At 56.0% G+C, this 21,085-nt stretch carries 22 protein-coding genes and 2 pseudogenes; 14 read left to right on the forward strand and 10 right to left on the reverse strand.

Features of this window, described 5'->3' with window-relative positions; translation table 11 throughout:
• Positions 1–511 precede the first annotated feature (511 nt).
• From P2T68_RS12525 to P2T68_RS12545, 5 genes and pseudogenes are all read left to right on the forward strand, one after another.
• Complete coding sequence (locus P2T68_RS12525; RefSeq protein ID WP_277379401.1) at positions 512–1,381, forward strand: transporter; 870 nt, start codon at positions 512–514, stop codon at positions 1,379–1,381.
• Between the two features lie 212 nt (positions 1,382–1,593).
• Complete coding sequence (locus P2T68_RS12530; RefSeq protein WP_277379402.1) at positions 1,594–3,108, forward strand: amidase; 1,515 nt, start codon at positions 1,594–1,596, stop codon at positions 3,106–3,108.
• 95 nt (positions 3,109–3,203) lie between these two features.
• Positions 3,204–3,803 (forward strand): nitrile hydratase subunit alpha, encoded by a 600-nt coding sequence (gene nthA / locus P2T68_RS12535; RefSeq protein ID WP_277379403.1) that lies wholly within the window; start codon positions 3,204–3,206, stop codon positions 3,801–3,803.
• 40 nt (positions 3,804–3,843) lie between these two features.
• Positions 3,844–4,506 (forward strand): nitrile hydratase subunit beta, encoded by a 663-nt coding sequence (gene nthB / locus P2T68_RS12540; RefSeq protein ID WP_277379404.1) that lies wholly within the window; start codon positions 3,844–3,846, stop codon positions 4,504–4,506.
• Positions 4,503–4,820 (forward strand): annotated as a pseudogene (locus tag P2T68_RS12545) (GTP-binding protein); the annotation flags it as partial. The gene nthB and the pseudogene P2T68_RS12545, both read left to right, overlap by 4 nt.
• 159 nt (positions 4,821–4,979) lie before the next feature.
• Here the strand turns inward: P2T68_RS12545 and P2T68_RS12550 are convergent.
• Positions 4,980–5,294: a helix-turn-helix domain-containing protein gene (locus P2T68_RS12550; protein WP_000349485.1), complete on the reverse strand. Its 315-nt coding sequence runs from the start codon at positions 5,292–5,294 to the stop codon at positions 4,980–4,982.
• A gap of 111 nt (positions 5,295–5,405) precedes the next feature.
• On the opposite strand from P2T68_RS12550, the gene P2T68_RS12555 reads away from it, so the two are divergent.
• Entirely contained in the window at positions 5,406–6,440 is a 1,035-nt protein-coding gene (locus P2T68_RS12555) for a permease (protein WP_277379405.1), read from the forward strand.
• A 12-nt stretch (positions 6,441–6,452) separates the two neighbouring features.
• Positions 6,453–7,730, forward strand: coding sequence for an ISL3 family transposase (locus tag P2T68_RS12560; RefSeq protein WP_000610830.1), 1,278 nt, complete (start codon positions 6,453–6,455; stop codon positions 7,728–7,730).
• A gap of 139 nt (positions 7,731–7,869) precedes the next feature.
• Here P2T68_RS12560 and P2T68_RS12565 read toward each other — a convergent pair whose 3' ends face one another.
• The 4 genes from P2T68_RS12565 to P2T68_RS12580 all read right to left on the reverse strand — a co-directional run bounded on the left by P2T68_RS12565 (position 7,870) and on the right by P2T68_RS12580 (position 11,295).
• Complete coding sequence (locus tag P2T68_RS12565) at positions 7,870–8,253, reverse strand: hypothetical protein (RefSeq protein ID WP_042909957.1); 384 nt, start codon at positions 8,251–8,253, stop codon at positions 7,870–7,872.
• Positions 8,250–8,642, reverse strand: coding sequence for a c-type cytochrome (locus P2T68_RS12570; protein WP_042909958.1), 393 nt, complete (start codon positions 8,640–8,642; stop codon positions 8,250–8,252). Before P2T68_RS12570 ends, P2T68_RS12565 begins: the two co-directional genes overlap by 4 nt.
• Complete coding sequence (locus P2T68_RS12575; protein WP_042909960.1) at positions 8,639–10,096, reverse strand: NAD(P)/FAD-dependent oxidoreductase; 1,458 nt, start codon at positions 10,094–10,096, stop codon at positions 8,639–8,641. Before P2T68_RS12575 ends, P2T68_RS12570 begins: the two co-directional genes overlap by 4 nt.
• Positions 10,097–10,284: 188 nt before the next feature.
• Positions 10,285–11,295, reverse strand: a complete 1,011-nt coding sequence (locus tag P2T68_RS12580) for an AraC family transcriptional regulator (protein WP_041110805.1) — start codon at positions 11,293–11,295, stop codon at positions 10,285–10,287.
• A gap of 684 nt (positions 11,296–11,979) precedes the next feature.
• On the opposite strand from P2T68_RS12580, the gene P2T68_RS12585 reads away from it, so the two are divergent.
• Positions 11,980–12,603 (forward strand): phosphatase PAP2 family protein, encoded by a 624-nt coding sequence (locus P2T68_RS12585; RefSeq protein WP_224742910.1) that lies wholly within the window; start codon positions 11,980–11,982, stop codon positions 12,601–12,603.
• 32 nt (positions 12,604–12,635) lie between these two features.
• A complete protein-coding gene (locus P2T68_RS12590; protein WP_277379407.1) occupies positions 12,636–13,181 on the forward strand; it encodes a hypothetical protein in 546 nt (181 codons plus the stop codon).
• 250 nt (positions 13,182–13,431) lie between these two features.
• Here P2T68_RS12590 and P2T68_RS12595 read toward each other — a convergent pair whose 3' ends face one another.
• Complete coding sequence (locus P2T68_RS12595) at positions 13,432–13,812, reverse strand: cupin domain-containing protein (protein WP_277379408.1); 381 nt, start codon at positions 13,810–13,812, stop codon at positions 13,432–13,434.
• Between P2T68_RS12595 and P2T68_RS12600 the strand changes: the two genes are divergently transcribed.
• Complete coding sequence (locus P2T68_RS12600; RefSeq protein ID WP_277378958.1) at positions 13,693–14,661, forward strand: IS5 family transposase; 969 nt, start codon at positions 13,693–13,695, stop codon at positions 14,659–14,661. The genes P2T68_RS12595 and P2T68_RS12600 overlap by 120 nt on opposite strands.
• Before the next feature lie 128 nt (positions 14,662–14,789).
• On the opposite strand, the gene P2T68_RS12605 is transcribed toward P2T68_RS12600, so the two are convergent.
• The 3 genes from P2T68_RS12605 to P2T68_RS12615 form a co-directional block, all read right to left on the reverse strand.
• The gene (locus P2T68_RS12605) at positions 14,790–15,002 is read right to left on the reverse strand and encodes a hypothetical protein (protein ID WP_277379409.1); all 213 of its coding nucleotides are present in this window, start codon (positions 15,000–15,002) and stop codon (positions 14,790–14,792) included.
• 17 nt (positions 15,003–15,019) lie between these two features.
• Positions 15,020–15,508, reverse strand: a complete 489-nt coding sequence (locus tag P2T68_RS12610; protein ID WP_191122551.1) for a hypothetical protein — start codon at positions 15,506–15,508, stop codon at positions 15,020–15,022.
• Between the two features lie 207 nt (positions 15,509–15,715).
• Positions 15,716–16,030, reverse strand: coding sequence for a helix-turn-helix domain-containing protein (locus P2T68_RS12615; protein WP_000349485.1), 315 nt, complete (start codon positions 16,028–16,030; stop codon positions 15,716–15,718).
• 111 nt (positions 16,031–16,141) lie between these two features.
• Here P2T68_RS12615 and P2T68_RS12620 point away from each other — a divergent pair, with 111 nt between their 5' ends.
• The 4 genes and pseudogenes from P2T68_RS12620 to P2T68_RS12635 all read left to right on the forward strand — a co-directional run bounded on the left by P2T68_RS12620 (position 16,142) and on the right by P2T68_RS12635 (position 20,411).
• On the forward strand, positions 16,142–17,176 hold the full coding sequence (locus P2T68_RS12620; protein ID WP_277379405.1) for a permease: 1,035 nt from the start codon (positions 16,142–16,144) through the stop codon (positions 17,174–17,176).
• 12 nt (positions 17,177–17,188) lie between these two features.
• Positions 17,189–18,466 carry an ISL3 family transposase gene (locus tag P2T68_RS12625; RefSeq protein ID WP_000610830.1) on the forward strand — a complete coding sequence of 426 codons (1,278 nt, stop codon included), beginning with the start codon at positions 17,189–17,191 and terminating at the stop codon, positions 18,464–18,466.
• A 59-nt stretch (positions 18,467–18,525) separates the two neighbouring features.
• Positions 18,526–19,455 (forward strand): annotated as a pseudogene (locus P2T68_RS12630) (GTP-binding protein); the annotation flags it as partial.
• Positions 19,456–19,508: 53 nt separating this feature from the next.
• On the forward strand, positions 19,509–20,411 hold the full coding sequence (locus tag P2T68_RS12635; RefSeq protein ID WP_277379410.1) for a sulfurtransferase: 903 nt from the start codon (positions 19,509–19,511) through the stop codon (positions 20,409–20,411).
• Between the two features lie 41 nt (positions 20,412–20,452).
• Here P2T68_RS12635 and P2T68_RS12640 read toward each other — a convergent pair whose 3' ends face one another.
• Positions 20,453–20,746, reverse strand: a complete 294-nt coding sequence (locus P2T68_RS12640; protein ID WP_277379411.1) for a c-type cytochrome — start codon at positions 20,744–20,746, stop codon at positions 20,453–20,455.
• Positions 20,747–21,085 lie beyond the last annotated feature (339 nt).

Below are 21,085 nucleotides of genomic sequence, written 5' to 3' on the forward strand. Positions count from 1 at the left end.
CGGCGGTGCGCAGCCTCTCCCGCTGTAAGCCTATTGGCAGGCGCGATGTTTAAATTGAAAGCAATCTCTACATGCTTTGAACTTGCGGCGAATTAAACGGCTGAACCGTCTCTGTAGTTTTTTAATAAAATGTTGTTCAAGCTCCATGTTTTTGTTAGCTGCCAATAAGTCTGCTGCCGGCCTTGAAGATCGGGTGCGAGCGTTCGCCCGTTGTTCAATCGCTGTGCAAATAATAACAATCATAAATTCAGGAGTAATTATGGAATCCACAATTGATGGCTATCTAACATATCCCGGAAAATTCTCCCGAAGTGTTCCTGATGATTATGGGTCGCCTCTCGTGTGCCGGGTTTACGCCGGGTCACCTACAGACTGACTTGCGGTGTTACCGACAGTACCACGGGCGGTTCTGATCCAGATCCCGTCCTGACGCTGAACTTACCCCGAACATTTTCTAGCCCCTCATCTCTAGCGCATGGGGTAGGGGCCCCTTTTTGCCAGGAAATTGATCATGAAGTGGAGCCACTCCTTACTCGTTCTGGGCATGTTGCCCTTTGTCAAAAGCCAGGCAATTGAATTAGCACCGGGTGATTTCGAACCTCTACCCGTAGGGGCTGATGCCTTGCTGATTTATTACCAGCATGCTGATCGATCGGACCTTTATCAGAACGGCCATAAAGTCTCCGACAACGCCAAGCTCAGCTCGGATGTGGGTATCCTTCGTTACATTCATGCAGTAGGTGTCTCGGAGAACCTCACATGGCAGCCGCAGATATTGTTGCCATTCGGCTACCTGAACGCCTCGGGTGATGTCGGTGCCCTGGGTGACGCGCACGGTGTTGGCGACCCGATACTCGCTGCACCCCTTTTTTGGAAATTGCCGACTGCGAACAAGGATGTTTTCGTGCTGGCGCCCTATCTGTCCCTCCCCGTGGGTAGCTACGACAAAAATGATGCCTTGAACCTGGGCGAGAACCGCTGGCGTGCGACTTTACAAGCGGCCTATGTCCATCACTTTTCAGCGCAGTGGGCGTTGGACACTGTCGCTGAAGCGTCTTGGGTATCGGACAACAACGAGTACGGTGCGACAAGCGCGAAACTCGAAGAAAACACGCGGTATGAATATCAGGCGGCAGTGCGCTACAACTGGACGCCAAGCACCACTTTCGCAGTCGGCGGAGGTTACGTAACCGGTGCGGCTACTACCGTGGACAGCGTTGATCAACACGACGGCGTTTCAACTTCCTACGGGCGTTTTACCGTCACTCACTTCATCGATCCGACGCTGCAGGTTCAAGCTCAGATCGGCAAGGACATCGAGGTTGAGCAAGGCTTCAAAGAAGGTGCGCGCCTGAATCTACGAATCCTGAAAGTTTTTTGAGAGAAAACACGCATGGAAGGATGTCCTTTTTAGCCAAATGGTTGTCCCTCTCAGCCAAGAAAGAGCGGGGAGGGATGCCTAATGTGATTTCTGTCACTACCCGGATCGATGTCGCTCCAGGTGCTCGGCCAGGGGCTGTGTTTAACCTCCTCCGAGTACACTCGTACTGCTCGCCCGGTGTCGATCTCAGACAACAAAAGAATAGGAAAACCATGGCCATTGTTCGCCCCACCCTCGATCAACTTCTGGAAATTGCCGGCCGCTTGAACATGCAGCTGTCGAACGAGCAGGCATCGGAATACCTGGCACTCATGCAGTCGAGTTTCGACGCATACGATCTGGTCGACGAACTCCCCGATTTCGTTCCGCCGGTACGCTACGAGCGCAGTTCGGGCTATCGCCCTTCGGCCACGGAAAATCCGCTCAACGCTTGGTACTACAGGTCCCTGGTGAGCGGCGCCCCGGAGGGGAAACTTGCCGGCATGACCATTGCTGTCAAGGATAACGTCGCTTTGGCCGGTGTCCCGATGATGAACGGCGCCGCGCCACTGGAAGGCTTTGTGCCTTCATTCGATGCCACTGTGGTCACCCGTCTGCTCGACGCCGGAGCGACCATCCTGGGCAAAGCCACGTGTGAACACTACTGCCTTTCCGCTGGCAGCCACACCTCTGATCCCGCGCCTGTGCACAATCCCCATCGCCACGGTTTTTCCTCTGGCGGATCCTCCTCCGGCAGCGCTGCGTTGGTGGCGGCCGGTGAGGTGGACCTGGCGGTCGGCGGCGACCAGGGTGGCTCCATTCGCATTCCCTCGGCGTTATGCGGCACTTATGGCATGAAGCCTACCCATGGCTTGGTGCCTTATACCGGGATCATGGCGATAGAGGCTACTATCGACCATGTTGGGCCTATCACCAATAACGTGCGTGATAACGCACTGATGCTGGAGGTCATGGCCGGTGCGGACGGGCTCGATCCACGTCAGGCGGCGCCTCAAGTCGATGACTACTGCGGCTATCTGGAGCGGGGAGTAAAGGGGCTCAAGATTGGCATCGTGCAGGAAGGGTTCCAGCTGGCCAATCAGGATCCACGTGTCGCCGAAACAGTTCGCAACGCCATCGCCCGACTCGAGTCGTTGGGCGCCCACGTAGAGGAAGTGTCAGTACCCGAGCATAACCTGGCCCGCTCGCTCTGGCTTCCCATCGGCTGTGAAGGCCTGACCATGCAGATGATGCACGGTAATGGCGCGGGCTTTAACTGGAAGGGGCTCTACGACGTCGGCCTGCTGGATAAGCAGGCCGGTTGGCGCGAGCAGGCGGACGCACTGTCCGCGTCGCTAAAAATGTGCATGTTCGTCGGTGAGTTCGGCCTGGAGCGCTACAACGGCAGGTTCTACGCCAAGGCACAGAACATCGCGCGCTTCGCCCGTGCCGGCTATGACAAGGCACTGGACACCTACGACCTGCTGGTGATGCCGACGGTGCCGATGATTGCCCAACCACATCCGAAACCGGGTTGCTCGATCACCGAGTACATCGCTGGGGCGCTGGAAATGATCGGCAACGCCGCGCCACAGGACATTACGGGGCATCCCGCGATGTCGATTCCGTGTGGTCTGGTAGATGGCCTGCCAGTGGGCCTCATGCTCGTCGGAAAGCATTACGCGGAGGGCACGATTTACCAGGCCGCCGCGGCGTTTGAAGCCTCTGCGAACTGGCGCACGCTCTGAGCCTTTCTACAGGCGCTGCACCTCCAACAGATCAATAAGAAGGCTCGACAGGTTCCACAGTTTTATAGCCGTGTTGACTAATAAGGAGTTACCCGATGAGTGTATCTGTTCCCACAACGACTACTTCCACACCCGGTGAGAGGGCATGGGCCTTGTTTCAGGTTCTGAAGAACAAGGAACTGATCCCTGAGGGCTATATCGAGCAACTTACCCAAGTAATGGAGCACGAATGGAGTCCTGAGAACGGAGCTCGAGTGGTCGCCAAGGCTTGGGTCGATCCGCAGTATCGAGCGTTGCTGCTCAAAGACGGAACTGCAGCGTGCTCACAGTTCGGATATACCGGCCCGCAAGGCGAATATATCGTTGCTCTGGAAGATACCCCATTGCTGAAGAACGTCATTGTCTGCAGCCTTTGCTCTTGCACCAACTGGCCGGTCCTCGGCCTTCCGCCTGAGTGGTACAAGGGCTTTGAGTTCCGCGCACGCATGGTCCGGGAAGGGCGCACCGTGCTGCGCGAATTAGGCACAGAGTTGCCGAGCGACATGGTCGTCAAAGTCTGGGACACCAGCGCTGAAAGCCGTTACCTGGTTTTGCCGCTGAGACCTGAAGGCACCGAGCACATGAGTGAGGAGGAACTTCAGAAACTAGTGACCAAGGACGTGCTGATTGGTGTCGCCTTGCCACGCGTAGGCTGAGAACAACAACTCATTATCTTCTGGTTTCGGAGTTTTAATTATGGATGGTTTTCACGATCTCGGCGGTTTTCAAGGCTTTGGCAAAGTGCCCCACACCATTAATAGCTTGAGCTACAAGCAAGTCTTCAAGCAAGACTGGGAGCACCTGGCGTATAGCTTGATGTTCATCGGTGCCGACCAGTTGAAAAAGTTCAGCGTGGACGAGGTGCGTCACGCTGTCGAACGCCTGGATGTGCGTCAACACGTCGGCACCCAGTATTACGAGCGCTATGTTATCGCTACCGCCACGCTGCTGGTTGAAACAGGCGTTATTACTCAAGCAGAACTCGATCAGGCGTTGGGCTCGCACTTCAAGCTGGCCAACCCCGCTCATTCTGAAGGTCGCCCAGCTATCACCGGTCGGCAGCCCTTTGAGGTGGGCGACCGGGTCGTCGTGCGCGACGAGTTTGTGGCAGGGCATATACGCATGCCGGCCTATGTGCGCGGCAAGCAAGGTGTGATCTTGCACCGGACTTCACAACAATGGCCTTTCCCGGATGCGATCGGTCATGGAGATTTGACCGCTGCTCATCAGCCTACCTACCACGTTGAATTTTGCGTGAAAGATATATGGGGTGATGCGACGGATGATGGTTTCGTGGTGGTCGATCTTTTTGAAAGCTACCTGGATAAGGCTGATATCACGCAAGCGGTGAATACATGATTGACGGCGCCCTGAAAGGCCGACTGCCGGTGACGGTCCTTTCTGGCTTCCTCGGCGCCGGCAAAACCACGCTGTTGAACCACATACTGCACAATCGTGAAGGCCTGAGAGTAGCGGTCATCGTCAATGACATGAGTGAAGTCAACATCGATGCCGAAGAGGTGCAGCGTAATGTTTCGTTGCATCGCGGTAGCGATGAGCTGATTGAAATGAGCAACGGCTGCATTTGCTGCACGCTACGGGCCGATCTGCTTGAGCAGATCAGCCTGTTGGCGCGCCAGCAGCGTTACGATTATCGGGTATCCGGAATTTCTGGTTGATAAAATGCCAAAGATGTAAAGAAGAAAATCTTTCTCAGCGGATTATCTGATTGATCCTCTTCAGCCTACTCTACTGCCAATTTTCTGTTTCCACCTTCGCCTGAGTCTTCATAGCGATGCTGACTAGGGAGGACAGCGAGAGCTGGGCAAGCGTCAAAGCGGTTCTGGTTCATGCGCAATCCGGACACCTGCACAACATTCCTCTTGTAAGAAACCGATCAAATTCTCTAGGTGCCCATACTCGGGTATACAGACAATCGTGCGGCTATGTTTCTCCTGCCGGATCAGCCCTACCTTGGCCATGCGCGCAAGGTGATGTGATAGCGTCGAAGCAGGAATACCCAGCCCCTTCTGGATATCTCCGACCGAAGCCCCATCATGGCCAGCTTTGACCAGAAAGCGGAACACGGACAGTCGGTGACTATTCCCTAGCTCAGCTAAGCTGGCTGCAACCTTTTCGTGATCCATAGCACGCCCCAATAATTCGATGTTTCTAGAATTATAGTTGACAGGTCGGATAAACGCAAGTAGGCTGCGTACATCATTTCGACAATACTAGAAATATAGGAGTAATATTGAATGTCATCTCAACTCCAAGACGCTCTAGGCATGTTCGCCTTTCTCGCTATCGAGCTATCGGTTTTATTCATTGGCATTAGCTTGCTGGTCGGAGTTCTTCAACGTCACATCCCACCATCCAAGGTGGAAGCGTTACTGACTTCCAGTGGGAAGCGAGGCTATTTTCTTGCTGCTGGTTTAGGAGCTATAACGCCCTTCTGTAGTTGCTCGACTATCCCCATGTTGAAAGGGTTGATTCGGGCACGGGCCGGTTTTGGGCCGATGATGGTGTTTCTTTTCTCATCTCCGTTGCTGAATCCTATCGTCGTCGGCCTGCTGGTTGCCACGTTTGGATGGACACTTACTGCTATCTATGTGCTCGCCGCTTTGGTGGTCGCGGTAGGTGCCGGATGGCTGCTTCACACGCTTGGCTTCGAGCGTTATGTGCGCCGGACGGCGACACAAGAGAGCAGTGGATGTAGTTCATCAGCAAGCCCGTGCAGTGCTACATCGACCGCATCGAGTTGCGGCACCAACAGCTGCGACACCACTCGGAAGACGGCTTCTTGCGGGGCTGATAGGAAGACAACAGTCTCTACGTCTAGCGAATGCTGTGACAGTCAACCCACTGTCACGGTTAAGAAAGAAGGGAAGTACAGTGGTGTGTGGCGGGAAGCTTGGTCGGACTTTATCGATGTGTTGCCTTACCTGCTCATCGGTATTGCGATTGGCAGCGTGATCTATGGTTTCATGCCCACTGACTTATTGGAGCAGTATGCAGGCCCAGATAATCCCTTTGCCATTCCAGTTGCCGCTGTCATCGGCGTGCCGTTGTATATTCGCGCTGAAGCCGTCATACCTCTGGCAGCGGCTCTGATGGCCAAAGGCGTGGGTGCCGGGACGGTGCTAGCGTTGATCATCGGCAGTGCCGGAGCCAGCCTGACTGAGCTCATTCTGTTGCGCTCTTTGTTCACGCTGAAGCTTTTAGCGGCGTTTTTAGCAGTCATTTTTGCTATGGCGATGATTGCCGGTTACGCCACCTACCTGTTTTTCTGATCAAGGCGGGAGATGATTAATTCGTTAAGCCTTCCTGGGTACCAGTTGGTGGATTCTGATGAGCAGAATGAAGACATACATTTTCGGCTTGAAGCACCTACACCAGTAGCCTGCGAGGGGTGCGGCGTGCAGGGTGAGTTCGTGCGGTTCGGCAAGCGTGACGTTCCCTATCGTGATCTGCCCATCCACGGCAAGCGGGTCACTCTCTGGGTGGTCCGCCGCCGATACACCTGCCGGGCCTGCAAGACAACATTCAGGCCCCAGCTACCGGAGATGGTGGACGGATTCCGTATGACACTGCGGCTGCATGAGTACGTGGAGAAGGAATCCTTCAACCACCCCTACACCTTTGTGGCGGCACAGACCGGCCTGGACGAGAAGACGGTGCGCGACATCTTCAACGCCCGCGCCGAGTTCCTGGGGCGCTGGCACCGCTTCGAGACGCCCCGCATCCTGGGCATTGACGAGCTATACCTGAACAAGCGCTACCGCTGCATTCTGACCAACATTGAGGAGCGAACCCTGCTCGACCTGCTGGCCACCCGCCGCCAGGACGTGGTGACCAACTACCTGATGAAGCTGAAAGACCGGCAGAAGGTCGAGATCGTCAGCATGGACATGTGGAACCCCTACCGGGCAGCGGTCAAGGCTGTGCTGCCCCAGGCCCGTATCGTGGTCGATAAGTTCCATGTGGTGCGCATGGCCAACGATGCCCTAGAGAGAGTGCGCAAGGGCCTCAGAAAGGAGCTGAAACCGTCCCAGAGCCGGACTCTCAAGGGAGACCGGAAAATCCTGCTGAAACGCGCTCACGAAGTCTCAGACCGGGAGCGCCTCATCATGGAGACCTGGACAGGCGCGTTCCCGCAACTGCTGGCCGCCTACGAGCACAAGGAGCGCTTCTACGGCATCTGGGACGCCACCACACGGCTCCAGGCAGAAGCCGCCCTGGACGAGTGGATAGCCACCATCCCGAAGGGCCAAAAGGAAGTCTGGAGCGATCTGGTCAGGGCAGTGGGAAACTGGCGCGAAGAGACCATGACCTACTTCGAGACGGACATGCCCGTCACCAACGCTTACACGGAGTCCATCAACCGACTGGCCAAGGACAAGAACCGTGAAGGGCGCGGTTACTCCTTCGAGGTGATGCGGGCACGAATGCTCTACACCACGAAGCACAAGAAGAAGGCACCGACTGCGAAGGTCTCTCCTTTCTACAAGAAAACCATCGGTTACGGACTGCCGGACTTCGCAGAGGAACTCAACTACGGAGTCGATCTATCAACCATCTGATAATGGTATCAGGTTGGTGGGGTAAAGGTGCCCCATCAACCATTAAATCCGTATACCCGAATTTCATACTCATGATCACTCTCCCATTGTAATTATTGTGCAGGAGCGCCCGGCGCCTGACGCCGGGGCGAAACGTGGATCAGACGCAGACTGGCTTTGCGGTAACCTGGCTGGCGCACCAGCCGAAGCCCAGGGCTGAACCCAGGTAGACCGCTGCCAGCCCCCAGCCAAGAGGATTCATCGAGCCCGCCATCACCGCGTGAACGATGATGCCGGCGCACACGAGATCGGAGCCGATCAGCAACAGCGCGTCGCGCCGTGGCAGGTCTTCGAGACTGCGGATAAACCAGAAGCCCAGACCGACAGCCAGATACGTAGCGCCGAGGAGTCGGCCAAGGAGCATGCCGTCAGCCCCCAGTGGCAGGCCCACCCAGCGGAAAATCAGGCTTGGGTCGACCAGCAGCAGCGTAGCGACAGCTACGGTCAGCAGGCACTTGGGTTTGGTGTAGATCGTGATGCTCATGAGTGGGGTCCTTGTTGACTGAGGAAACAAGTAAGGGCCTGACGATCCTCTGCCTGGCGCAGGCCACCGAAGGCCATGACGGTGCCGGGCAGGAACGTCATGGGGCCACTGAGGAAGGCGTCGAGTTTTTCCGTATTCCAAATGAAGCCGGCCTGCTCCAGCGTCGGCGTATAGGTGAAACCCGGGGCTGAACCTGCCCTGCGACCGAACACATCACCGAGACTTGGCCCGACCTTGTGTTCGGCGAGTGAATGGCAGGTTGTGCAACGGGTTTCGAAGAGCTTCTGGCCGGCAGCCGGATCGCACGCTTCAGCGGCCTGCGCGGGCAGATTGATCAACCCCTGCAGCCCGAGTGCGGCGAACAGCTGAAAGGCATAGCGGCCATTCATCCCAGCAACTCCTTGGTTCTCTGGGCCGCCTTGCCGCCGGCAGCGATGGCTCCGTCGATGCAGCCTCGCCAGCCCTCGCCGTGGTCTCCCTGGCCGAAGAAGATGCGGCCACTGTCCTTCTGGAAGTGCGCGTAATACTTCTCGAACCACTCCGGTTTGTAGCTGGCGTAGGTGCCGAGGCTGTAAGGGTCGAGGGTCCATTCGTAGCCATGGGTACTCTCGACCTGGATGCCTGGGAAGAGCGGTTCCAGAATCGACTGGACGGCTTTGATGTCAAAGATATCGATTTTGCCTGGATCGTTGCCGAAGGCGACGAAGAGTGTGTAGTCGTCGCTCACGTAGTGCGCCATCACCAGGTTGACCGGGTAGTTGGAGTCGGCCATGGCGGTGACCTTCGCCAGCTTGGTAAATCCGCCCCTGGCCTTGATGTAGAACTTGATCCCTTTGCCGCTGTGCTTCTGCTTTCCTGCCTCGATCAACACCGGGTCCAGCGCAGGGGAGAACTCCAGGTTGGGCAGTACGTTCATAGGCAGCGCGATGATGACACTGGCAGCGACGATCTTTTCGCCTTTTTGGGTGGTCACCACCGTGTGGTCACCCTTGTCTTCGATTTTTTTGACCGGAGTCGACAGGCGCACTTGCGGCTTGCCGTCTTCGATCATCTTGTTGATCAGGCCGACGGTGCCGTCCTTTAGCTTGTAACGCACGACAGCGTCGTTGAAACCCTGCAGGTTCCAGCCAGAAAGCGCCCAGTAACGCAGCATGTCGACGTAGGACGTCTGGTCCAGTGGGGCATGCGCTGTCGCGCCGACGAAGCTGTCGATCGCCACCCGCTGCACCGGGTTGAGCTTGAGCTCATCCAGTCGTTGCTGGCCAGTTCGCTTGTCACGGCGAATGATTTCGTTCCAAGTGTATTGAGCGTCGTAGGGACGATCCCAGACCTGACGCGCCTCGACGTAGAAGGCATCCAGTGCTTCGTACAGCGGCAGCAATTGCTCGCCGCTCAACGTGTGGGTCGTGTCGCCGACCTTGACCACATACTCTTCTTTGTCCAGCGCGACGCCACTGACCGGAGTTTCCAGCACCTCCAGGCCGTAACGCTCTTTCTCGGCCCAGACGAAGGGCTGCGCCTGGTGAATCCAGGTGCCACCCATTTCGACTTTGTGACCGTCAAACTCGGAGGTAAAGGTGCGCCCGCCCAGGCGGTTACGCGCTTCCAGCAACAGTGTCTTGTAGCCGTTCTTGCGACTGTCGCGAGCCGCCGTGACACCGGCGAAACCGCCGCCGATCACCACCACGTCATAGTCACAACCCGCTGTCTTGCAGTTATCGCCGGATGCCGCCGTGGCACGGGTCATAACACCTGCCCCCGCGACAGCCACCGCGCCCACTCCGGCGCCGTGCAAAAACTTGCGACGGCTGACGCCCTGGGCGCCGTTCTCATGCTCTGCCATGCCCTCACCTCTTTTTTTGTTATGAGTGGCGGGCATGCTGTGCAGCTAAAAAGCCCCCGGCCGAACCAGACGACGCTAGCCGGGACAGGTCCTGCCCACCTCAGGGACAGAAGCTAACAGTGGAGATGCGCAGGGGCTTGCCAGCGTGCGTCAGAGCCGTTGACATCTGACGTCAACTGCAAAAAAAATTACGCGAGGTTGGCCTTGGCTTGCAGGCGATATTGCTGAGGAGAGACTTGAGTCCAGCGACGAAAAGCTCGGCTGAATGAACTGCATTCGGCGTAACCAAGCAGCAAGGCGACTTCAGTCAGGCTGTAATGGTTCTGCGCCACATAGGCTTCGGCCAGTGACCGGCGCACGTCTTCGACCAGCAGCCTGAATTCCACCTGGTGCTCAGCCAGACGCCGTTGCAGTGTGCGCGGTCCCAGGCCCATGCTCTGCGCCACCATTTCCAGGCTGGCCCCGCCGCTGCTCAGGCTGCTGGCGATATGACGCCCCAGTTCGGCGAGCAGATCGCCAACGGGTGCCCTGATCTGCCGCTGCTGTTCGAGGAAGGGTTCCAGTGCCTGGAACAGGCGTGGATCGGCGGTGCGTACCGGCATCTCCAACAATTCAATCGGGAAATAAAGGCGGTTGTCCGACTGCTTGAAATGCAGCGGGCACGCAAGCACGTCTCGATGTAACGACCAATCGGTCGGCCTTTCATGCTCGAAATCGGCCCGCTGCGGCGTCAATCGCGGATTCTCGGTGATCTCCCGCAGAAGGCTGAGGAAGAAGCCAATGGTGAATTCGGAGTCCTGGCGGCGCCGCGTGATGGTCGGATCGGTGCACTGGTAAGACAGGATGACCTGCCCCCCGTCGATTTCGAAATCCACCCGAATAGCATGAGCAAACACCACGGCGAAATGACTCATGCACCGCAGCGCCAGGAGCATGGTCGGCGCACTGCGTATCGTTTGACCATAGGCGCCAAGGGCGGTGCTGACAGTCTGGATGCCGATGCGCAGGCCGATCGACGCATCCACTCTGCGCCCGAGGATCTCCCAGAGCTCGACATAATTCGCGGCGGGAATCTCCACATCGGGGGTATGCAAAATGCGCTCGTCCAGGCCGGCCTCGGCCAGGAACGGGGCGAACAGTTGTGCATTCACGCGAAAGAAGCTCTCGGCGAAGATGGTCTGGGCACTGGGTCTGGACATGCTGGACAACGCCGAATGAAGCCCTGTTCCGGGCAGGTAGTTCTTATAGGACTCACGGTCCCTGTCTCGATGACATGGCCGAACCTGAAGTCATCCTAAAGGCCATGAAACATTTTGCAAAGACTCTTCGGCCGGGCAATTACCACGGATTCTTAGTCTCATCATCCCCCCCGCCGAAGGGGGGGACGTGCTTTTCAGCTCCGATAAATTCAAGACACAACAGTACGTCCCATCACTCAACGCTTTCGAGCGGGTGAACCGATGAAAACAATAATAATGCTGTGTGTCATTGCCTCACTGATAGCGATGGTGGCTGTCGTCACCACACGATTTGACGACGTCTCGCTGGAGTCGCTGCACCAGGCCCGGAATGAATGCCAGACGGTGAATCCCTACGCCTGCCTCAGACCATCGGTGAATTTTGCCTCGCTGCATTGATCGTGCTCCGAGCGCCGAATTCCAGGTTGTCGCCCCCGATAAATGAGGTACTCCGTGAATCACCGATCCTTTTGGCTGGGAACCAGTCTCGCACTCTGTGTCGCTGCTGCGCATGCCGATGCACCTGCCCAACCGGCTGCCGTCCCTGAGTTTCGTCCCGGTCTGTTGACCGGTTATCTGTCGCCTAAATCCTTACCCGACAGTCGCGCATTGCTTCCTGCCCCTCCTGAACAGAATTCTGCAGACATGGCGCGTGATGAGGCGATTTCTCACGCTACCCTCGCCTTACGGGATACGCCGCGATGGGCTCTGGCAACCGCCGATAATGATTTGCGATTTCCGCGGGCCGCCGAGACGTTTAGCTGTGCATTGAATGCCCCGGTCAGCAGCGAAGACACGCCCTACTTGTATCAACTCTTGCGTCGCTCGCTGACGGATGCCGGACTGGCGACCTATGCAGCCAAGAATTTTTACGTCCGCACACGGCCTTTGGTGGTGAATCAGGCACCCATCTGTGCCCCGGACGCGGAACCCTTGAAAAAAGACGGCTCCTATCCCTCCGGACACAGCGCCGTCGGCTGGGCATGGGCACTGATCCTGTCCGAGATGGCACCTGAGCGTACCGATGCCCTTCTGGCACGGGGTATTGCCTATGGACAAAGCCGGGTGATTTGCAATGTGCACTGGCAGAGCGATGTCGACGCCGGACGACTTATCGGCGCCGCCGCAGTCGCTCGTCTGCACGCAGACCCTCTATTCCTCGCCGACCTGGATATCGCCAAGCGGGAACTCGCTGCGGTACGTGCGAAAGGTCTGAAACCGTTACGTGACTGCCAGACAGAGACACAGACACTCGCCACTCACCCTTAGTGGCGCCCCTCCACACAACAGGAAACTTTCCTATGAGCAACGCAACAATGGCCATCGTCGGTGACGAAGCAAACGTTACACCCGCCGAACTGGGCTGGACATTCATCCGCTGGGGCCTTGGCCTGTTCATCACCGGATTTGCAGTCGGTTTCATTCCGATCCTGCACTACATGGTCGGCGCTCAACAGGGAGATGTCGGCCCGGTGTTCCTCAAGAACGTCACGCTGTGGTGGGGCTGCCCCGCCGTCCTGGCCGAGATGACGCTCAAAACCGGTAGCCTCGGCATGATCGCTATCGGGTTGTGCTATCTGGCGGCGATCCGCCAAGGCGCGGTGCACAGCGTTTGCGGCCTTGAACGCATTGCGGCCAAACTTTGCGCCTACGGACTGATCGCCGAACTGGTGACTGCCGGCGTGGGTTTTTACGTCGGCAACAAGATCTGGCCAAACTTCTATTTCGAACCCGTGCAGGTCGGAAAGAACCTGTGGCTCGCTGCGCAGGGACTCAGCATCCTCGTCTTTTTCGTCGGCATTTGTTATGCGATCGCTGGCGTGCGCAGAGCGGCGGCGCAACGGTGATGACACATTATCTGCGCAAGTGGTTCTGGCAAAACGGACGTTGGCAGGTCATTGCTTGGGTCTGCGGCATCACAGCCACGGCATACTGGGTCTATTCAGGCATGCCGATGATTTGCCACTGAGTGCGAGTCAACCAAGCCAGAACCAAAAAGCCCGGCAGCGTATCGCATGCCGGGCTTCTTTTTTGCTGCATGTAGAGTTACGCGATAAAGCAGGAAATACGTCAGCTCATCAAAGCATCCATGTGCACCTAAATATCCGTAGTGGCAGAAAAAAAGCTCTTGCGCGCTTTTTCTGATTTCACATCCCAGATCACCGTTGCTCCCTTGCGAATAAACCAGCTACGTCCATCGCCACCCTCATAGGTGACGCTATTGCCTGATTCATCGGTTATCTCGATTTCACCCTCAATTAACGTTGCCAGCTCGCTAAGGAAACTCTGAAAAAGACTTCCAAATCTGGTGAGATACGGCTGTCCCACGAACTGAACGGTTGAGCCCCGATGAAGCAAATGTCTTTCGCTGATGCCGAGTACGCAGGCAAACGTAAGCAGACCCGCCGTGAGCGTTTCCTGATTGAGATGGATCAGGTCGTGCCCTGGAAAGGCCTGATTGCGTTGATCGAGCCGCATTATCCGAAGGGTGAAGGCGGTCGTCCGGCGTATCCGTTGATGGCCATGCTGCGGGTTCATCTGATGCAAAACTGGTTCGGCTACAGCGATCCGGCGATGGAAGAGTCCCTCTACGAAACCACGATTCTGCGCCAGTTTGCCGGGCTGCATTTGGATCGGATTCCGGATGAAACCACGATCCTCAACTTCCGCCGGCTGTTGGAAAAACATGAGCTGGCCGGTGGGATTTTGCAGGTCATCAACGGCTATTTGGGCGACCGAGGTTTGCTGCTGCGTCAGGGAACTGTGGTCGATGCGACGATCATTCATGCGCCCAGTTCGACCAAGAACAAGGACGGTAAACGCGACCCCGAAATGCACCAGACAAAGAAAGGAAATCAGTACTATTTCGGGATGAAATCGCACATCGGTGTCGATGTTGAATCCGGTCTGGTACATAGCGTGGTGGGCACGGCGGCGAATGTGGCGGACGTGACTCAGGTCGATCAGTTGCTGCATGGCGAGGAAACTTACGTCTCTGGCGATGCCGGTTACACCGGCGTGGAGAAGCGTGCGGAGCATCAACATCGCCAGATGATCTGGTCGATCGCAGCGCGCCCCAGCAGCTATAAGAAGCATGCAAAAAAGAGCCTGATCGGTCGCATGCGCCGCAAAATCGAATACGCGAAAGCTCAAGTCCGGGCCAAGGTTGAGCATCCATTCAGGGTGATCAAGCGCCAGTTTGGTTATACGAAAGTCCGCTTCCGAGGCTTGGTGAAAAACACCGCGCAGCAGACCACACTGTTTGCCTTATCGAACCTGTGGATGATGCGAAAACGACTGTTGAATGCAGGCGAGGTGCGCCTGTGATGTGGACAATGAGCCCTGAAAAGGTGCTATTCCGCAAAAAACAGTGAACTGACAGGAGGAAAGGTCTGATTTTCGATTAAGTCGGTGTTTTTTGAACCTCAGACAGCGAGGCCGTTAAAAACGGCTGCTTACTTCAGACCTTCCCTAAAGGGATACGTGAAACGGAAACGGCCCTTCGTGACTTCAAACAGACCTGTAGTGAGTGGAGCCTCTCCCCCGCCAAGATCCAAGCGGGCATACAGTTTTATTTCCGTTTCAGACAATGTCGTTGCGCCCAGGCTCTCAGGTGAGCCGATGTAAACGAGTTCATCATCTTTGTTTGCGGATGAATAGGTGATCATGGTTGCTCCTTCTCTGGCTAAACTTCAATTGTCGGCAAGGGGTAGCGCAACTCTCCGATCATGTCATCCAGAGAGCCGCGCGGATGGCACGTGCTTTCCATGGTCAGCCATTTGAGGATGGCTGACTCGTGACGAACCATTGACTGGGCGATGTCGCGATCCTCTTCCGGGCAAATGCGCGCGATCTCTTCAAAGCGCGACAGGAAGTTCTCAACAACAGGTTTAATGCCGCCGGCAAATTCCTGGAGGTTAGCGGCTGACTGATAGGCGCTGACAATGGCTCCAGCATCACTCAGGTCGATGTTCTCGCTCAGAGGTACGCCGTACTTGAACAAGAAGGGCCGCAAGCGCGCTTTTGTTTCGGTTTCAAGTTGCAGCAAAGTGCCAAAGTGGTATTGATCGCGTTCGCTTTTCGCCACCTCGATCAGCGCGAGTGCAAGGGCTTCACCAAATATCTCGCTCTCATGCAGTTCGCGAATCCACGCAGGATATTCCACAGCCGTCATACAGTTACTCCACTGTTTGTCTTGTTTTAATGGGTATCCGGAATTTCTGGTTGATAAAATGCCAAAGATGTAAAGAAGAAAATCTTTCTCAGCGGATTATCTGATTGATCCTCTTCAGCCTACTCTACTGCCAATTTTCTGTTTCCACCTTCGCCTGAGTCTTCATAGCGATGCTGACTAGGGAGGACAGCGAGAGCTGGGCAAGCGTCAAAGCGGTTCTGGTTCATGCGCAATCCGGACACCTGCACAACATTCCTCTTGTAAGAAACCGATCAAATTCTCTAGGTGCCCATACTCGGGTATACAGACAATCGTGCGGCTATGTTTCTCCTGCCGGATCAGCCCTACCTTGGCCATGCGCGCAAGGTGATGTGATAGCGTCGAAGCAGGAATACCCAGCCCCTTCTGGATATCTCCGACCGAAGCCCCATCATGGCCAGCTTTGACCAGAAAGCGGAACACGGACAGTCGGTGACTATTCCCTAGCTCAGCTAAGCTGGCTGCAACCTTTTCGTGATCCATAGCACGCCCCAATAATTCGATGTTTCTAGAATTATAGTTGACAGGTCGGATAAACGCAAGTAGGCTGCGTACATCATTTCGACAATACTAGAAATATAGGAGTAATATTGAATGTCATCTCAACTCCAAGACGCTCTAGGCATGTTCGCCTTTCTCGCTATCGAGCTATCGGTTTTATTCATTGGCATTAGCTTGCTGGTCGGAGTTCTTCAACGTCACATCCCACCATCCAAGGTGGAAGCGTTACTGACTTCCAGTGGGAAGCGAGGCTATTTTCTTGCTGCTGGTTTAGGAGCTATAACGCCCTTCTGTAGTTGCTCGACTATCCCCATGTTGAAAGGGTTGATTCGGGCACGGGCCGGTTTTGGGCCGATGATGGTGTTTCTTTTCTCATCTCCGTTGCTGAATCCTATCGTCGTCGGCCTGCTGGTTGCCACGTTTGGATGGACACTTACTGCTATCTATGTGCTCGCCGCTTTGGTGGTCGCGGTAGGTGCCGGATGGCTGCTTCACACGCTTGGCTTCGAGCGTTATGTGCGCCGGACGGCGACACAAGAGAGCAGTGGATGTAGTTCATCAGCAAGCCCGTGCAGTGCTACATCGACCGCATCGAGTTGCGGCACCAACAGCTGCGACACCACTCGGAAGACGGCTTCTTGCGGGGCTGATAGGAAGACAACAGTCTCTACGTCTAGCGAATGCTGTGACAGTCAACCCACTGTCACGGTTAAGAAAGAAGGGAAGTACAGTGGTGTGTGGCGGGAAGCTTGGTCGGACTTTATCGATGTGTTGCCTTACCTGCTCATCGGTATTGCGATTGGCAGCGTGATCTATGGTTTCATGCCCACTGACTTATTGGAGCAGTATGCAGGCCCAGATAATCCCTTTGCCATTCCAGTTGCCGCTGTCATCGGCGTGCCGTTGTATATTCGCGCTGAAGCCGTCATACCTCTGGCAGCGGCTCTGATGGCCAAAGGCGTGGGTGCCGGGACGGTGCTAGCGTTGATCATCGGCAGTGCCGGAGCCAGCCTGACTGAGCTCATTCTGTTGCGCTCTTTGTTCACGCTGAAGCTTTTAGCGGCGTTTTTAGCAGTCATTTTTGCTATGGCGATGATTGCCGGTTACGCCACCTACCTGTTTTTCTGATCAAGGCGGGAGATGATTAATTCGTTAAGCCTTCCTGGGTACCAGTTGGTGGATTCTGATGAGCAGAATGAAGACATACATTTTCGGCTTGAAGCACCTACACCAGTAGCCTGCGAGGGGTGCGGCGTGCAGGGTGAGTTCGTGCGGTTCGGCAAGCGTGACGTTCCCTATCGTGATCTGCCCATCCACGGCAAGCGGGTCACTCTCTGGGTGGTCCGCCGCCGATACACCTGCCGGGCCTGCAAGACAACATTCAGGCCCCAGCTACCGGAGATGGTGGACGGATTCCGTATGACACTGCGGCTGCATGAGTACGTGGAGAAGGAATCCTTCAACCACCCCTACACCTTTGTGGCGGCACAGACCGGCCTGGACGAGAAGACGGTGCGCGACATCTTCAACGCCCGCGCCGAGTTCCTGGGGCGCTGGCACCGCTTCGAGACGCCCCGCATCCTGGGCATTGACGAGCTATACCTGAACAAGCGCTACCGCTGCATTCTGACCAACATTGAGGAGCGAACCCTGCTCGACCTGCTGGCCACCCGCCGCCAGGACGTGGTGACCAACTACCTGATGAAGCTGAAAGACCGGCAGAAGGTCGAGATCGTCAGCATGGACATGTGGAACCCCTACCGGGCAGCGGTCAAGGCTGTGCTGCCCCAGGCCCGTATCGTGGTCGATAAGTTCCATGTGGTGCGCATGGCCAACGATGCCCTAGAGAGAGTGCGCAAGGGCCTCAGAAAGGAGCTGAAACCGTCCCAGAGCCGGACTCTCAAGGGAGACCGGAAAATCCTGCTGAAACGCGCTCACGAAGTCTCAGACCGGGAGCGCCTCATCATGGAGACCTGGACAGGCGCGTTCCCGCAACTGCTGGCCGCCTACGAGCACAAGGAGCGCTTCTACGGCATCTGGGACGCCACCACACGGCTCCAGGCAGAAGCCGCCCTGGACGAGTGGATAGCCACCATCCCGAAGGGCCAAAAGGAAGTCTGGAGCGATCTGGTCAGGGCAGTGGGAAACTGGCGCGAAGAGACCATGACCTACTTCGAGACGGACATGCCCGTCACCAACGCTTACACGGAGTCCATCAACCGACTGGCCAAGGACAAGAACCGTGAAGGGCGCGGTTACTCCTTCGAGGTGATGCGGGCACGAATGCTCTACACCACGAAGCACAAGAAGAAGGCACCGACTGCGAAGGTCTCTCCTTTCTACAAGAAAACCATCGGTTACGGACTGCCGGACTTCGCAGAGGAACTCAACTACGGAGTCGATCTATCAACCATCTGATAATGGTATCAGGTTGGTGGGGTAAAGGTGCCCCATCAACCATTAAATCCGTATACCCCGATTATCTACTCATCGAGTCAACGGGCATTTCTGAACCCATGCCGGTTGCAGAGACTTTCGCCTTCCTTGATCCCGAAGGCTTCAGTCTTAGCGAATTGGCGCGGCTCGATACGCTGGTGACGGTCGTCGACGGCAGTCATTTTTTGTCGTTGCTGAATTCAACGGAAACCGTCGTTCGCGACAACACAATCGACAGCCCGCCGCGTTACTTGGCGAATCTGCTGATCGAGCAAGTAGAGTACGCCAATGTCATTCTCATCAACAAAGTAGACCTTATCGATGAGCCAGAATACCTGGCGTTGCACGCGGTCCTCGCGAGCCTGAACCCGACCGCTGAGATCATGCAGATGGCCCATGGCAATGTCGCGTTATCAAACATTCTTGGCACCCACCTATTCGATTTGCCCAGCCTGGCGGAGTCGCCGGGCTGGATGAAGAAAATGGAGGCCGTTGATGAGCCCGCTTCAGAGTCGGACACCTATGGCGTGACGTCCTGGGTGTACCGCGAACGAGCTCCTTTCCACCCGCAGCGATTGCTCAACTTCCTCAATCGGCCCTGGCACAACGGCCGCCTGTTGCGCAGCAAAGGTTACTTCTGGGTCGCCAGCCGGCATCTCGAAACAGGCATGCTGGTACAAAGCGGCCAGCAGTTTCAATGGGACTACGTGGGCCACTGGTGGAACTTTATTGAACGGTCGCAGTGGCCCCGGGACGAGTACCGGCTCCAAAGGCTTATGGCCAGGTGGGATAGCATTGTTGGCGACTGCCGGCAGGAGTTGGTTTTTATCGGCCAGGGACTCGATACGCATCTCTTGCAGAGCGAACTGGACGATTGCTTGCTGAGCGCGCAAGAGATCTCAGACGGACCAGACAACTGGCGGGCCTTGCCAGGCGCAGAAGCTTTCGACTGCAGGGCATTGTCCGCATAATCAAGTGATCAATGGGCCGCCAAACATCCGCACAACTGTCTTGGAAGGACGTAATGAACTCGATAACGCTTAGGGATCCAAATGCCCTGGTCAGCACAAGCTGGCTGGAAGATCACCTGGGAGATCCCGGTCTTCGGATTTTTGACTGCACTACGAGGCTTGTTGCAGACGAAGCTGGCAAGCGCCCCTACAGGGCGACACCTTGCCTGCATGAATATGAGGTCGGCCATATTCCAGGCGCTGGATATTTCGATTTACAAAGGGACTTTTCGCGTCAAGACAGTCCATACGGCATGACATTGGCTGACTCAGCCCATATCGCTGCGGCGTTCGCAAAGAGTGGTATTGACGACAGTTCCCGGGTCATTCTCTATTGCCGACGCGGGGTGTCATGGGCTGCGCGATTCTGGTGGATGTTGAAGTGGTTGGGCTTTGACAATGCCTCGATCCTGGATGGAGGACATGAGAAGTGGGAGGTAGAAAAGCGGGCCCTGTCAGCCTCTCCCTGCAAGTATCCTGCGGGCACCCTCCATATCCAGCCTCGACCCGAACTGTTCGTAGGCAAAGCGGAGGTACTGAGCGCAATCAATGATCCCTCAATGTGCACAATCAGCGCTTTGGGCGCTGACTTGCATAACGGAAAAGTCACTGCATTTGGACGGACAGGAAGGATTCCGCGAAGTGTGAATGTGCCCCAGAAAGAGCTGCTGGATCCTGAAACAGGATTATTCAAATCCCCAGAGGAAATCTCCCGGTACTTCATGGAAGCGCAGACAAGCACATCCAGAGGATTCATCACTTACTGCGGAAGTGGCATATTCGCTGCGGTCGACGCGTTCTGGCTCTATCAGCTGGGATACGACAACGTTGCCGTCTACGATAACTCGATGAGTGAATGGGGCGCCGATCCGACCCTTCCCATGGAGTGCGACTTAGAGACAATCAATGGCTCGTGATCTGTGCAGAGCCATCTTTGCTGGAGGAGAGTTATCAGCTATTACTTTGACATCCAGGCAATCACAGCCATGTAGTCTTCAGCATTGCAATCCATGCAGAGGCCGCGTGGTGGCATGGCGCCAAAGCCCTCTGTCACATGCTTTACGAGTACTTCGGTGCCTTTATCCAGACGTGGTTTCCAGGCGGCCTGGTCGCCTTTTTTCGGAGCAGTCGGTAATTGGCCGCTGTGACACATCATGCAACTACGCTTGAAGACAGCTTCGGGCTCCTGGGCTGCCTGCGCGGCAGTCAGTACAAAAAGCAGGCAGCAGCTATGACCTTTCTCACGATTCACCTAATTGGTTTTTATGTTTAGGCTTGGGCGGAATTTATCCGTTGCTGCGCAATGAATCGGAACGCATAAGGACGCAGCGCAGGTACTGATTTCGCCTTTCTCGGGCAGAGCATAGGGCGTTGGCAGCAAGGTACCAAGTGCGACAACCTGTCATGCGAAGGGTCCTCTTGAAGATTGATGGCAGATGCGACGCGCACTTCGGAATGACCTGTGGTCGATTGTCGCAGTCTGGTATTGAAGCCTCACGCCAACTCCAGTCGGGTAAAAGATGCCTTGCAAGTGGTTCGGATCCTGCATGTCTAAACATAATCACCCGAACGGCCTCTCTTGCAATCGAGG

Source organism: Pseudomonas sp. G11 (genome assembly GCF_029457515.1).
Classification (GTDB): domain Bacteria; phylum Pseudomonadota; class Gammaproteobacteria; order Pseudomonadales; family Pseudomonadaceae; genus Aquipseudomonas; species Aquipseudomonas gorinensis.

Excerpts from the sequence above, each read along its gene's own strand:
- P2T68_RS12525 (WP_277379401.1), top strand. The coding sequence starts at position 512 with ATGAAGTGGAGCCACTCCTTACTCGTTCTGGGCATGTTGCCCTTTGTC.
- P2T68_RS12530 (WP_277379402.1), top strand. The coding sequence starts at position 1,594 with ATGGCCATTGTTCGCCCCACCCTCGATCAACTTCTGGAAATTGCCGGC.
- nthA (WP_277379403.1), top strand. The coding sequence starts at position 3,204 with ATGAGTGTATCTGTTCCCACAACGACTACTTCCACACCCGGTGAGAGG.
- nthB (WP_277379404.1), top strand. The coding sequence starts at position 3,844 with ATGGATGGTTTTCACGATCTCGGCGGTTTTCAAGGCTTTGGCAAAGTG.
- P2T68_RS12550 (WP_000349485.1), bottom strand. The coding sequence starts at position 5,294 with ATGGATCACGAAAAGGTTGCAGCCAGCTTAGCTGAGCTAGGGAATAGT.
- P2T68_RS12555 (WP_277379405.1), top strand. The coding sequence starts at position 5,406 with ATGTCATCTCAACTCCAAGACGCTCTAGGCATGTTCGCCTTTCTCGCT.
- P2T68_RS12560 (WP_000610830.1), top strand. The coding sequence starts at position 6,453 with ATGATTAATTCGTTAAGCCTTCCTGGGTACCAGTTGGTGGATTCTGAT.
- P2T68_RS12565 (WP_042909957.1), bottom strand. The coding sequence starts at position 8,253 with ATGAGCATCACGATCTACACCAAACCCAAGTGCCTGCTGACCGTAGCT.
- P2T68_RS12570 (WP_042909958.1), bottom strand. The coding sequence starts at position 8,642 with ATGAATGGCCGCTATGCCTTTCAGCTGTTCGCCGCACTCGGGCTGCAG.
- P2T68_RS12575 (WP_042909960.1), bottom strand. The coding sequence starts at position 10,096 with ATGGCAGAGCATGAGAACGGCGCCCAGGGCGTCAGCCGTCGCAAGTTT.
- P2T68_RS12580 (WP_041110805.1), bottom strand. The coding sequence starts at position 11,295 with ATGTCCAGACCCAGTGCCCAGACCATCTTCGCCGAGAGCTTCTTTCGC.
- P2T68_RS12585 (WP_224742910.1), top strand. The coding sequence starts at position 11,980 with ATGGCGCGTGATGAGGCGATTTCTCACGCTACCCTCGCCTTACGGGAT.
- P2T68_RS12590 (WP_277379407.1), top strand. The coding sequence starts at position 12,636 with ATGAGCAACGCAACAATGGCCATCGTCGGTGACGAAGCAAACGTTACA.
- P2T68_RS12600 (WP_277378958.1), top strand. The coding sequence starts at position 13,693 with ATGTCTTTCGCTGATGCCGAGTACGCAGGCAAACGTAAGCAGACCCGC.
- P2T68_RS12595 (WP_277379408.1), bottom strand. The coding sequence starts at position 13,812 with ATGCGGCTCGATCAACGCAATCAGGCCTTTCCAGGGCACGACCTGATC.
- P2T68_RS12605 (WP_277379409.1), bottom strand. The coding sequence starts at position 15,002 with ATGATCACCTATTCATCCGCAAACAAAGATGATGAACTCGTTTACATC.
- P2T68_RS12610 (WP_191122551.1), bottom strand. The coding sequence starts at position 15,508 with ATGACGGCTGTGGAATATCCTGCGTGGATTCGCGAACTGCATGAGAGC.
- P2T68_RS12615 (WP_000349485.1), bottom strand. The coding sequence starts at position 16,030 with ATGGATCACGAAAAGGTTGCAGCCAGCTTAGCTGAGCTAGGGAATAGT.
- P2T68_RS12620 (WP_277379405.1), top strand. The coding sequence starts at position 16,142 with ATGTCATCTCAACTCCAAGACGCTCTAGGCATGTTCGCCTTTCTCGCT.
- P2T68_RS12625 (WP_000610830.1), top strand. The coding sequence starts at position 17,189 with ATGATTAATTCGTTAAGCCTTCCTGGGTACCAGTTGGTGGATTCTGAT.
- P2T68_RS12635 (WP_277379410.1), top strand. The coding sequence starts at position 19,509 with ATGAACTCGATAACGCTTAGGGATCCAAATGCCCTGGTCAGCACAAGC.